The following is a 12,578-nucleotide window of genomic DNA, read 5'->3' as shown; positions in this document are numbered from 1 at the left end:
ATCTAATAATAAGTTAAAAAATTATTTAATGAGAGCTAATTTGTGAATTTATTTAACTTTTCTTCGTAAATATATGATTTTTTCTTTTCCAATAAAATTTTCATGAATAATTTCAAAATCCATATCAATAATATTTTGTGCATTTAGTCCATTTCTTATTTTTGGAGTTACTAACAGTATTAAAAAATCAATTTTCTCTTTTAATTTTTCAAGCAACGTATATCCACCTTCAATCATAACAAACTTATAATCTAACAACTTAAATAAATCATCACTAATTGTTACTTTTCTATTTGGTATTTTAAATAAAGGAATTTGTGTATCAAAAATAGTTTTTTGTGAGTATATTAATACCTCAGGTGCTGTTCCTACTACATATCTCGCATCAAGTGTTGGTCTATCAGTTCTTACTGTATTTCCACCTATGACAAGCAAATCAATTCTATCTCTTAATGTATGAACATAAGCTAAAGTTTGATTTGAAGAGATTTTTCCACCATCAATAGTACCATTTAATGTTTGAGCCATTTTATAAAAAATAAAAGTTCCACTATTCCATTTTAAAAAAGGATATAAAAGATCATATGCTTCTTTTTTCATACAGCCTACTTCACACTCTATTGAGGCTTCTTCTAGGGTTTTTTGCCCATCTTTTGCTTGATTATTCATATCTTTATGTGCAATAACAACTCTTTTTGGTTTTAATTGTTTTAATAAGTTCGCACAAGATGGTGTTTTGCCAACATGATTACAAGGTTCTAAAGTAACATATATTGTACAATCATTGAAAAAATCATTATGATGTTTTATCAAGTACTCATGTATTTCAAAACTATTACTTAATGTTTTTAATACATCATTTGGATGATATTTTAAAAATGCTTCTTTTAGTGCATTTACTTCTGCATGAGCTTTTCCAACTTCTTTATGTGCTTCAATACTTAAAATTTCACTATCGCCTTTTACAACAACACATCCAACTGATGGGTTTGGATATGTCAAAAACTGATATTTCCAAGCTTCATTTATTGCTAATTTCATAAAAAATTTATCATCTATTTTCATTTTAAATTCCAAAAAGTTTTTGTTAAGTATATATTAAAAGTAGTAAATTAGTAGTTAAAGTAATAGAGATTTACTCTATTACCATTCAAAATATGTAGCTGCTGATAAAATAGAGTCATATGAAATTTCTTCATTTCCAAACTCTGTTTTAATTACAATTTTTTCATCATCAGCACTTAAAAGTTCACCTTTGTAAACTTCTGTTGCTATATCTTTTACTTTAATTTTCTCACCAACTGAGCCTTTAAAGTGTTGAGTCTTTTTAAGTCTTCTTTCTATTCCTGGTGAGCTAACTTCTAAATTATAGTTTGAATTCATAGGTTCTTCAACATCAAGTATAGGAGATATAAGTCTTGAAACTTCAGCACACTTATCAAGTGTTACTTTGTCTTTTGATGTTATATATATTCTATAAATATTATTATCATTCTCTTTAGCTGTCACGATATCATAAAGTTCAACACCACAACTTTCAACAGTCATCTTTATAGATTCTTCTAAACTCATTTAAGATTAATCCTCTTTTTTTGATTTTATTTTTTCAAATAAAGCTTCCATTTTCATACTATGTTCTAAAGTATCATCAGCTTTAAATTTAAAATTAGGGCATTTATACCATCCTGTTGAGTTTAAGCAATGAGATTTTATATGTCCATTTGCTTTATTCAACAATGAGTTAATAACCCTATGCTCTTCTTTTGAATAATCAGTTCCATCATAATAAACTGTCGCATCATATTTACCATTTTTACAATCAACACCTGTAACTGCAAGTGAATTGATTCTACTATCTTTTAAAGTAGCCAATGCTTCAGGAACTAATTCCATTAGCAATGACTCTGTTCTTTGTAGGTTAACGCTTTTCATGATTATTTGTCGTCTATGTGTACTTTTTCTTCAATTTGTATAAATGTTTCAATGAAATCACCAACTTTAATATCATTAAATTTATCAAACATAATACCACACTCATAACCGTTTGTAACTTCTTTAACATCATCTTTAAATCTTTTTAGACTTGAGATTTTACCTGTATAAGTTACAACACCATCTCTAATGATTCTTGCATGACCACCTCTAATAACTTTACCATCAGTTACTAAACAACCTGCAACTGTTCCAACTTTTGGTACAACAAAAGTATCTCTAACTTCTGCTTGTCCAGTATTTTCTTCTCTAATTACTGCACTCATCATACCAGATAATGCATCTTTTACATCATCAATTAAATCATAAATAATTGAATAAGTATTGATTGTTATTCCATCAGCTTTTGCTTTACTTTTTACACTACCTGTAGGTCTTACATTAAATCCTAAGATAATACAACCCTCACTAGCACTTGCTAAAATCAAATCAGATTCAGTGATTCCACCAACACCTGCATGAATAACTTTTACTTTAACTTCTTCATTTTGAATTTGTTCTAAACTACCTTTAATAGCTTCTAATGAACCACCAACATCAGTTTTAATAATAACTGGAAGTTGTTTGATTTTTCCTTCTGCTATTAGTCCACTCATCTCTTCAAGTGAAACTTTAGTTGATTTAGATAACTCTTTTGCTCTTGCATGTTCAGCTCTTGTAGTAGCAATATCTCTTGCTTCTTTATCACTATCTTGAGCTACCATAAATGTACCAGTATCAGGTACATCATTAAGTCCTAAAATTCTACCTGTTTCAGAAAGTCCAAGTTCTTCTACTTGTTTTCCTAAATCATTTGTAATTGCTTTTACTCTACCATATGTAGTATCACAAACAATATTATCACCAACTCTTAGCGTACCATTTTGTACAATTACAGTTGCAACAGGCCCTCTTCCTTTTTCTAAAGAAGATTCAACTACAGTTGCTTTTGCTTTTGCTTTTGGATCAGCTGCAAGTTCTAAAATCTCTGATTGTAAAAGAATATTTTCTAATAAATCATCAATTCCATTACCTGTTTTAGCTGAAACTGGGATAAACTCTATATCACCACCCCAATCAACAGGAGTCATTTCTCTTTCTGCCATTTGTGCTTTTACCATATCGATATTAGCACCTTCTTTATCCATTTTATTAACTGCAACAATAATAGGACAATTTGCAGCTTTTGCATGAGAAATTACTTCTTCTGTTTGTTGTTTTACACCATCATCTGCTGCAACAACAATAATAATAACATCAGTAACACTAGCACCTCTTGCTCTCATTGATGAGAAAGCTGCGTGACCTGGAGTATCAACAAAAGTAATCTTTTGATCATTTTGTTTAATTGTATAAGCTGTAATATGTTGAGTAATACCACCTGCTTCACCTGATGCTGTTTTTGAGCTTCTAATTTTATCTAATAAAGAAGTTTTACCATGATCAACGTGACCCATTATAGTAACTACAGGAGGTCTTGTAACAAAGTTAGTTTCATCAACTTCTTCTTCTAAATAATCATCTATATAATTTGCATCTTCTAAAGCATCTTTTACAGTTACTTCAATTCCAAACTCTTCTCCAAGTATTTCTAATTCATCTTGTTTTAAAAAGTCATTTTTAGTAACCATCATACCAAGACCAAATAGTACTGTTATAACTTCAGCTGGTGATTTTGCACAAGCTTCTGCAAACTCATATACTCTGATATCTTCTGGTATTGTAACTTCTGTTACATCTATTACTTCTTCTGTTCTTTTAATTCTTTTCTTTCTTTTCTTTCTTTTTAAACCTTGTGGTCTATTTCCAAAAGCAGCTGGTTTTGAACTTCTTGTTTGTTTTGAGTTTTTATTAGCATTTGGATTTGGTCTTTTTTGATCTTCGAAAAGTTTTGAACTATCAGAAACTGACATATCAAGTAAAACAACTTCATCTCCAAGTAAAGAATCATCACTATCTCTAAAATCTTTTGAAGCATCTAGTTCAAGTTTTTTACCATGAGTATGCGCTTTTGGAGGAACTTTTTTCTTCTCTTTTTTTACTTTTGGTTTATTAGCAGTTGTATTTACTGTATTTGAAGAGTTGTCATCTTCATTATTTCCACCTAAAATTTCACTTAAAGATTTCATTTTCTTTTTTGCAGTTGTTTCATCTTCGCTTGAAGTATCCAATGGTTTTGAAGCTACAGGTTTCTTCTTCTTAACAATTTTTAAACCTCTTCTTTTAGGTATTATTCTATTTGTTTTTTCATCACGTTGAGTATTAACAGGCTGTTTCTTTTCTTCTGCAGATGTTTTTTCTTCTTTTTTTTCTTCTATCTTTTCTTCTTTTTTAGGCTCTTGCTTATTTTCTTCGGATTGTGTAGTTTCTTTTTTAGTAGTTTCAGAAGCATTTTCTTTAGGCTCTTGTTTCGTAGGTGTTTCTTCTTTTGTCTCTTCTTTTGCAACCATTTTCTTTGGTTTTGCAGCCGGTTTTGCTTTTACTTTAGAACTTTTTCCAGTCATAATATAATTTGCAATCTCTTCTGCTTGTTCAAATGATACTGCACTTTGAGGTGATTTTAATTCTATTCCTAAATCTTTTGCTTTACTAATAACTTCATTACTACTAGCTCCTGCCTCATCTGCAATTTCATATACTCTTACTTTATCTGACATCTGTTAATATCTCCTTAAGTTGTACTAAGTACTCATCTTTATTTTTGCACTGTTTACATAGTGCATTTTCTATTTTTCTATTTTTTTTGCTATTAAGTTCTTGTTTTAAAAACTCATCAATACATGAGTTACATATGTAAAAACTTCTACCAAATCCGTTATATTTTATAAGATTTTTAGATTCACACTTTAATCTTAATAGCTCTTTTTTTTCTAATCTTGCCCTACAAACTATACACATTCGTAAAGGTCTTTTTAAATCAGCCAATTATTATATCCAACTTTTTCTTAATTTTGAAATTTTACTTATCAACTCTTACGCCATAATTATCAAAATCGCTTACAAAAACTCTAAAATGTGGAAATTTAGCTTTTAACTCTTTTTCGATTTTTCTACAATCATCTGCATGTGAAATTGAGAAAAAAGTTGAACCTGAACCTGATAATGTACTCATTAGTGAGCCAGCTTTTAAAGATGTTTTTTGTACTTCAAAAAGCTCTGGCATTTGTTTCATTCTATATTTTTGATGAAACTTATCTTGTGAAGCAATTCTTAACATTTCCCAATTTTCTGTCATAAACGCTGCTGTTAAAAGTGAAGCATGAGATAAATTAAAAACAGCATCATCTTTTGAATATTTGTATGGTAAAGTTTTTCTTGACATATGTGTTGATATTGGTCTATTTGGTATTACAACTATAGCTTTTAAATATTTTGGCATATCTTTTTTAATATACTTAACTTCATTATCTTGAACAGTTGCAACATTAAACCCACCCATTACAGCAGGAGTAATATTATCAGGATGATTTTCATAAGCTAATGCTAGATTTAAAAGCTTTGGCTTTGGTAATTCAATTCCCTCAATAGCATAAGCAGAAGCAATAGCACTTACAATAACAGCAGATGAACTTCCAAGTCCTCTTGACATTGGTACTTCATTGAAAAATTCAAATCTAAAATTTCTTCTTTTTGTTGATAAATTATGATAAAAATCATTAAAAATAGAGATAAACATATTATTATCTTTTAATGCAGGGTTATTTGACCCTTCCCCTTTTAGTGACACACTATGAAACTTAGATGGTTTTATAACCACTTGATTTTTCATTCTTAAAGCAATTCCTAAAGTATCAAACCCAGGCCCCATATTTGCACTTGTAGCTGGTACGCTTACTCTCAACTTCTCTTCCTTTGTTTTTATACAGCTGGTAAATTGTATATTGGTAATGTATTTTTACTAAATAGTTCTTTATTTAAACTATTTGGCAATTTAAAGTCGTGTATTTTAGTATCATTATCTAAAAAATCTACTTTAATGATATCATTTTCTTTTATAAAGTACTTTTTACCTAAAGCTTTTATTGGTGAATTATTATTAAAATTAAAGCCATTACTTGCATACAAAGGTATATTCTTAGTAATACTTAAAGTTTTTAAAAATATATAAGCAACTTTTATAGCCATATAAGAACCAGGAGAATTAACAAAATATAATCCTGATATATTTTCATGTTTTTTTAATACTTCACTTATAATCACAGGTAAAACATCTGATGTTTTGCCCTCAACTTTTATCTCTTCAAGTAAATTATTCTCTTTATAAATACCTATTAATAAAGGATTTGAAATACTTATTATAAAAATCTCTATCAACAATACCCCTTAAGCTCTTGCGTATGCAATTTCAAATACTTTTGACTCTTCATCAGCTTCTTCTAAATCAATAATTTCATAATTTTCTTCACTTTCAAGAAGTTTTTTTGTAAGTAAATGATTTAAATAGTGACTTCCAGCATGTGCATCATATTCACCAACTAAAGTATATCCAAGTAGTGCCATATCACCTACTGCATCAAGTATTTTGTGTCTTACAAACTCATCATCATATCTTAATCCCTCTGGATTTAAAACTTTTGTATTATCTAAAACTATAGCATTTTCCATACTTCCACCAAGAGCTAAACCAATACTTCTTAAGTATTGAACTTCATGCAAAAAACCAAAGGTTCTCGCTTTACTTATGCTTTCTTTATACTCATCAATTGAATAATCAAAATGAAACTTTTGTTCGCCAATAGCTGGATGATCAAAATCAATAGAAAAATCATAAATTATATGACTTGAAGGTTTTAAAGCAACTCTTTTACCCTCACTAGTTGTAACTTGAACATCTTTTTTTACTTTTATTACTTTTTTTGAAGCATTTAACTCTTTTATTCCTGCTTCATCAATTAGCATACAATATCCAGATGAACTACCATCAAGTACAGGAACTTCATCATTGTCTAAAACAACTCTAATATTATCAATACCATAAGCATAAAGTGCAGATAAAAGATGTTCAATGGTAGAAACAATAATTCCATCTTTTCCTATTACAGTTGCCATTTTTGTATCTACTACATTTTCAATAGATAAAGGAATTGAAACTCCCTCATCACTCCTATAAAAGATTATTCCCATATTTTCATCTAAAGGTTCTAATCTCATTTTTACAGGAACTCCTTTATGAAGCCCTACTCCTAGTATCTCTACACTTTTTGCTATTGTTCTTTGTCTCATTTGCTATTGATTACCTTTTTGGCTTCGTTTAGTACATCTGTAATTCTTGTTCTTATCCAATTTCTATCCATCCATTCAAGTGGATTTACCTCTATTCCTTGAACTAAAACACCAAAGTGAAGATGATCACCAAATACTGCTCCTGTACTTCCTGTATTTGCAATAATACTATTTGCACTTACTCTTTGTCCAACAGTAACATTTGATTTACTTGTATGAGCATAAAGAGTTTGAAGTCCTAATTTATGATCAATAATAATAGTATTTCCATATATTCCTAAATAGTCATTAAATATAACTTTTCCATCATTTGTCGTTTTAATTGGAGCATGTTTAACACTAGCCCAATCCATACCCAAATGCCAAGCTTCATCTATTTTTTCACCACCATAAAAGTAGTGTCTTCTATCTGCAAATCCTGCAACTGTTTTTGAACCACTTAATCTTTTAAAAGGTTTAATTGAAAAATCACTTAATAAATCTTTATCCATAAATTTTCTAGTAATTTCTTCAACAACATCTGAATTTAATTTTCTTAATACTTTATTCTCTTTTACAAAAATATCTTTAATATCATTTGGTACATCAAGTCCACTTTTTTCAAGTACATTAATACTAATATTTTTTACAAAATTATCTGATATTTTAATATTATCATGTTTTACTCTTAATTTTCTTATATATAATGGTACTTTAGTAAGTGATTTATTTTGTGCTTTATCAATAGCTACTAAATTAACCCTTTGGAAATCTTCTATAGTAACAGGCCAAGCAATAAGTGAAATATAAAAGTTCTCTTTATAAAAAGGAATTAATTCAAATCTTTTCTCATCATTAAAAGATATGTACGCATCTTTTAAATTTTCATCTTTAACCTCAACAACAACAACAGCACTTCCACCTTTTCTTATGGCAAAAGAGTTTGATATCACATTTGCAATTGGTGACTTTTTATCTATTTTTATTTTAAACTCTTTTTCAATTTTATTGCCCTCAAAAAAGTTCCATTTACTTTTATCAATTGCTTCAATTATAATAGATACATTTTCACCTTTAAAAAACATATCTAGTTTTGGAGCTTTAATCTCTAAATCAATACTATTTTTTGCTTCTTTTAATACTTCTTTTTCTAAGACTGTCTCATTACTATCATCTTTATATATAACTTTATAATATTTAATTCCACTTTCATCACTAATATTTACTTTTAATGAATCTTTTAAATTCCAAAACTCTTTTTTCTCATCAAATTTTATTAGGGGTTTGTCTTGTTCAAACTGTGGTGATAAATATATAAATCCCCCAACACCAATTACAATTAATAAAACTACTACAACTATTATATTTATCGAATTATTTTTACTCTGTCTCAAGAATTTCCTTTAAAACCATATTTTTTGCTTTTGTTAAATCTGTCCCATCCAAAGAACATCCAGCAGCATTAGAATGTCCGCCACCACCAAACTTAGAAATAACTTTTGATATATCTATATTACCTTTTGATCTTGCTGATACACGAATTTCATTATTTACTACTCTTAAAAAAACTGCAATTTGTACAATTGCTATACTCATTATCATATCAAGAGCATCTTCACAATCTCTTATATGTGCCCCTGTTTGTTTAAGCCACAAAGGCTCAGCTTTTATAAAAGCAACTTTACCCTCATCAAAAAGTTCCAAACTATTTAAAACTTTAGGTATTACTCTATATTTGGCTAAAGAGTCTCTTCTTATTAGTTTATTTGCAATAAAAGATGGATTTGCTCCACATTTTACTAAAAAATTTGCCTTTTCAAAAGTAATTTCATCACATCTTCCTATACTAAATCTAAGACTATCATCATAAATACCCGTATAAAGAGCAGTTGCTGAATGTTTTGTAATATATAAACCATTAAATTTAAAAAAGTCATATATTATTTCTGCTGTTGAACTTTTAGTTGAATCTACTATATTGATTACTCCAAAATCATCATTTGACTGGTGATGGTCAATATTTATCAAAGGTATCTCCTTTGGTAATTCAAAACCTAATCTTTTTTTCAATCCACAATCAACACTAATTGCCAAATCATAAAATTTTGGCAACTGATCAGTAATTTTTTCAAACCTATTTATAAAATTCAGGTTTTGTGGCAAATCACTACTTACATTAAACACTTTATGTTTTATTTTATTTTCATAAAATAAATTTGAAAGAGCAAGGGCTGAAGAGATTGTATCTGCATCTGGATTTACATGTGTTATTATAAGTATATATCTACTTTTTTCTATTAAATCCAAAGCCTCTTTATAATTTGAAAAATCCAATTTATTATCTAATATAAAATCTTTTTTCATTTACTTTTTTTGCTCCTTAATTATTTTAGCAAGCAATTACTAACAAAAAGTTAATCACTAATCAAACTTCATGGAAAAATCAAGCCAAGTTGCTTGATGAATAATACTTCCACTACTTACAGCATCTACACCTGTTTTAGCATAGCTTTCAATAGTATTAAGATTGATATTTCCACTAGCTTCTAGTAAAACATGTGTAAAGTTTTCATCTCTATATTTCACAACATCTTCTATTTGAGCGGGTTTCATATTATCACACATAATAATATCAGCACCAGCTTTCATAGCATGTTTTACTTGTTCAAATGTTTCACACTCTATTTCTATTTTAGTAACCCAAGATATTCTTTTTCTTGCTTTTTTTATAAACTCACTTAAATTATCGATTGTTTTTAAGTGTGTATCTTTTAACATCAAACAATCATCAAGTCCTAATCTGTGATTTATAGCTCCACCAACTCTACTTGCATACTTTTCAAAATCTCTTAATTGTGGTCTTGTTTTTCTAGTATCAAGTAAAGCAACATCATAACCCTCAATAGCTTGTGCATATTTGCTAGCTTGAGTAGCAATTCCACTTGCATGTTGCAATAAGTTTAAAAAAGTTCTTTCACTTGATAAAAGAATAGAAGCTTTTCCCTCAAGCTTTGCAATCACATCACCTTTTTTTAATCTATCTCCATCAAGTTTTAAAAACTTGCAATCAAACTTTTCAGTTCTTGCTAAGATACGAGCATATTTAACACCTGCTAAAACTCCATCATCTTTACAAATTACTTGTGCTTTAAATCTTCCTTTTGGAGCCACATCAAAAAACAAATCCCCTCTACCATTATCTTCAATGATAGCATTTTTTACAAACTTTTTTATATTAATCATATTTCAAACATCCTTTGAAGTGCTATTTTTGCCCATTTTGCATCTTCTTGGCTTACTAATATTTCAGATTCATATGGTTCATCTTGTTCAACTTCCATAGTTTTTAAAGTATTATATAAATCTTCTAATGTAGTTTCATTCATTGTAGGGCATTCAGGTTTTGTTGAACTTAAGATATAAGTATTTTTATCTCTTAATCTATTCACCATATTAAACTCTGTTCCAACTGCTACTTTTTGTTCAATTGGTAACTCTTTTATATACTTAATTAACTGTGAAGTAGAACCAACAAAATCAGCAACATCACAGACACTTGGATCACACTCAGGATGAACAGCAATCAATATATCATCATATTTCTCTTTATAAAACTCTACATCTTCTACTGTAAACTGCTGATGAACAGAACAAAAACCATTGTAACAAATAATATCAGCTTCATTTAAATCGCTTCCATCACCAACAATTGCAGATTTTAAATTCATCTGTTTTGCAAAGTTTTGTCCCAAGCATCTATCTGGCACAAAAAGTATCTTTTTACCAGATTCTAAACCCTTTTGTATAATCTTATAAGCATTTGAAGAAGTACAAACAAGTCCACCCATTTGACCAACTCTAGCTTTTACAGCTGCACTTGAATTTATGTATGTAATTGGTAAGATATCTTCACTTTTAATACCTGCTTCGTTTAATTTTGCGATATTATCATCATAATAATCAACATCAATCATTCTAGCCATTGCACAACAGGCAATTTTTGGCATCAAAACTCTTTTGTTTGGACTTAAAATCTTCACACCCTCACCCATAAATCCAACTCCACAAAACAGAATAAATTTTGTAGTTGCTTCCATGGATTTTTTTGCTAGTTCTAAAGAGTCTCCTGTAATATCTGCTAATTCAAAAACTTCATCCCTTTGATAAAAGTGTGCAACAACAGTAACATCTAAACTCTTTTTTAATTTTAATATCTCTTCTTTAATATTCAAAGTTTAACCTTTATGGTTTATTAATTGTTTAAAATTCAATTATAAATAGATAATGTGAATATAACAAAATTTTTGTTATAATCCATTTAATCAAAAAACATGAAATTATTTATAAAGGTAATATATGGATTTTTTTACAAATTCAAACATAATATTCTATTTACTTGCTTATTTAGTTGGTTCTATTCCCTTTGGTCTTATCTTAGCAAAAATCTTTGCAAATGTAGATATCAAATCACAAGGTAGTAACTCAATAGGTGCTACAAATGTTTTAAGAGTTGTAAAACAAACAAATCCATCTTTAGCAAAAAAGCTTGGAATTGCAACTGTTATTTTAGATGCCATAAAAGGTTTAGTAATTATTGCTTTAGCTATGTTTTTAAATGCTCCTAGTGAAACATTATGGGCAATTGCAGTTTTAGCTGTACTTGGTCATTGCTATTCTGTTTATTTAGGATTAGAAGGTGGTAAAGGAGTTGCTACTGGACTTGGTGTTTTTTTAATACTTATTCCAATCCCAACACTAATAGGTGCTGTTGTTTGGATAATATGCGCAAAAGTTATAAAAGTATCTTCACTTTCATCACTTTTTGGATTAACAGCAGTTGTACTTAGTGCTATTTTATTTAACAATGGTTTAGAAGTAGGAAGCAATGCACCTGTTTATATTATAGCTTTTATAATATATTATAAACATATACCAAATATTGTAAGATTAATTAAAAAAGAAGAACAAAAAGTAATCTAATGACTATAAAAATTGAAGATTTGACTTTTGATTGTATTATTGGTATTTTACCCTTTGAAAGAGAAAAAAAACAAAGGGTAATTATAAATTGTAAAATAAAATACAAATATAAAAAAAATCACTTTATAAACTATGCACATATTGCACAAGATATAGAATATATCATGAAAAAAAAGAGATTTAAACTAATAGAAGACGCTTTAAAGCACCTAAAAAGACACATTTGTGACAAGCATAGCGTGACAAAAGTGAAACTTACTATTTGCAAGCCCCACATAATACCCAATTGCAAAGTTATGGTTTCAAAGTAAAAAATAGCTTAAATTTGTGTCCAAATCTACTTAAAAAACTTGTTTTAAGAAAACTTTAAAATTTACTTATGTACAATTTGCATAACGGTGTATCGGGAAAGGTTTCTATACTTT

The 12,578-nt window shown here is 28.7% G+C and carries 14 protein-coding genes; 2 read left to right on the top strand and 12 right to left on the bottom strand.

Translation table 11 applies throughout. The features are described 5' to 3' along the window. Window positions 1-48: 48 nt before the first annotated feature. The 12 genes from ribD to nadA form a co-directional block, all read right to left on the bottom strand. Complete coding sequence (gene ribD / locus AMRN_RS01775) at window positions 49-1,065, bottom strand: bifunctional diaminohydroxyphosphoribosylaminopyrimidine deaminase/5-amino-6-(5-phosphoribosylamino)uracil reductase RibD (RefSeq protein WP_099310714.1); 1,017 nt, start codon at window positions 1,063-1,065, stop codon at window positions 49-51. Window positions 1,066-1,143: 78 nt separating this feature from the next. Beyond that, the gene (gene rimP, locus AMRN_RS01770) at window positions 1,144-1,572 is read right to left on the bottom strand and encodes a ribosome maturation factor RimP (RefSeq protein WP_099310715.1); all 429 of its coding nucleotides are present in this window, start codon (window positions 1,570-1,572) and stop codon (window positions 1,144-1,146) included. 6 nt (window positions 1,573-1,578) lie between these two features. Beyond that, window positions 1,579-1,932: a 30S ribosome-binding factor RbfA gene (gene rbfA, locus AMRN_RS01765; protein ID WP_099310716.1), complete on the bottom strand. Its 354-nt coding sequence runs from the start codon at window positions 1,930-1,932 to the stop codon at window positions 1,579-1,581. A 2-nt stretch (window positions 1,933-1,934) separates the two neighbouring features. After that, on the bottom strand, window positions 1,935-4,628 hold the full coding sequence (infB, locus tag AMRN_RS01760; RefSeq protein ID WP_099310717.1) for a translation initiation factor IF-2: 2,694 nt from the start codon (window positions 4,626-4,628) through the stop codon (window positions 1,935-1,937). Next, window positions 4,618-4,896 (bottom strand): DUF448 domain-containing protein, encoded by a 279-nt coding sequence (locus AMRN_RS01755; protein WP_079580023.1) that lies wholly within the window; start codon window positions 4,894-4,896, stop codon window positions 4,618-4,620. Before AMRN_RS01755 ends, infB begins: the two co-directional genes overlap by 11 nt. A 34-nt stretch (window positions 4,897-4,930) precedes the next feature. Beyond that, complete coding sequence (gene thrB / locus AMRN_RS01750) at window positions 4,931-5,812, bottom strand: homoserine kinase (RefSeq protein ID WP_099310718.1); 882 nt, start codon at window positions 5,810-5,812, stop codon at window positions 4,931-4,933. A gap of 17 nt (window positions 5,813-5,829) precedes the next feature. Beyond that, a complete protein-coding gene (locus AMRN_RS01745) occupies window positions 5,830-6,285 on the bottom strand; it encodes a hypothetical protein (protein ID WP_099310719.1) in 456 nt (151 codons plus the stop codon). Window positions 6,286-6,294: 9 nt separating this feature from the next. After that, window positions 6,295-7,194 carry a UDP-3-O-acyl-N-acetylglucosamine deacetylase gene (gene lpxC / locus AMRN_RS01740; RefSeq protein ID WP_099310720.1) on the bottom strand — a complete coding sequence of 300 codons (900 nt, stop codon included), beginning with the start codon at window positions 7,192-7,194 and terminating at the stop codon, window positions 6,295-6,297. Then, window positions 7,191-8,567: a M23 family metallopeptidase gene (locus AMRN_RS01735; protein WP_099310721.1), complete on the bottom strand. Its 1,377-nt coding sequence runs from the start codon at window positions 8,565-8,567 to the stop codon at window positions 7,191-7,193. Before AMRN_RS01735 ends, lpxC begins: the two co-directional genes overlap by 4 nt. Continuing rightward, window positions 8,554-9,537, bottom strand: coding sequence for a DHH family phosphoesterase (locus AMRN_RS01730; RefSeq protein WP_099310722.1), 984 nt, complete (start codon window positions 9,535-9,537; stop codon window positions 8,554-8,556). Before AMRN_RS01730 ends, AMRN_RS01735 begins: the two co-directional genes overlap by 14 nt. A gap of 57 nt (window positions 9,538-9,594) precedes the next feature. Then, window positions 9,595-10,416 carry a carboxylating nicotinate-nucleotide diphosphorylase gene (gene nadC / locus AMRN_RS01725; protein WP_099310723.1) on the bottom strand — a complete coding sequence of 274 codons (822 nt, stop codon included), beginning with the start codon at window positions 10,414-10,416 and terminating at the stop codon, window positions 9,595-9,597. Next, on the bottom strand, window positions 10,413-11,405 hold the full coding sequence (gene nadA, locus AMRN_RS01720) for a quinolinate synthase NadA (RefSeq protein WP_079580030.1): 993 nt from the start codon (window positions 11,403-11,405) through the stop codon (window positions 10,413-10,415). The genes nadC and nadA overlap by 4 nt, the downstream gene beginning before the upstream one ends. Window positions 11,406-11,529: 124 nt before the next feature. Here nadA and plsY point away from each other — a divergent pair, with 124 nt between their 5' ends. Beyond that, window positions 11,530-12,153, top strand: a complete 624-nt coding sequence (plsY, locus tag AMRN_RS01715; protein ID WP_099310724.1) for a glycerol-3-phosphate 1-O-acyltransferase PlsY — start codon at window positions 11,530-11,532, stop codon at window positions 12,151-12,153. After that, entirely contained in the window at window positions 12,153-12,464 is a 312-nt protein-coding gene (locus tag AMRN_RS01710; RefSeq protein WP_099310725.1) for a dihydroneopterin aldolase, read from the top strand. The genes plsY and AMRN_RS01710 overlap by 1 nt, the downstream gene beginning before the upstream one ends. Window positions 12,465-12,578 lie beyond the last annotated feature (114 nt).

It is taken from the genome of Malaciobacter marinus, from assembly GCF_003544855.1.
Taxonomy (GTDB): Bacteria; Campylobacterota; Campylobacteria; order Campylobacterales; family Arcobacteraceae; genus Malaciobacter; species Malaciobacter marinus.
Note: the sequence above shows the minus strand (reverse complement) of the source record. Positions and strands in the feature narration are given on the sequence as shown.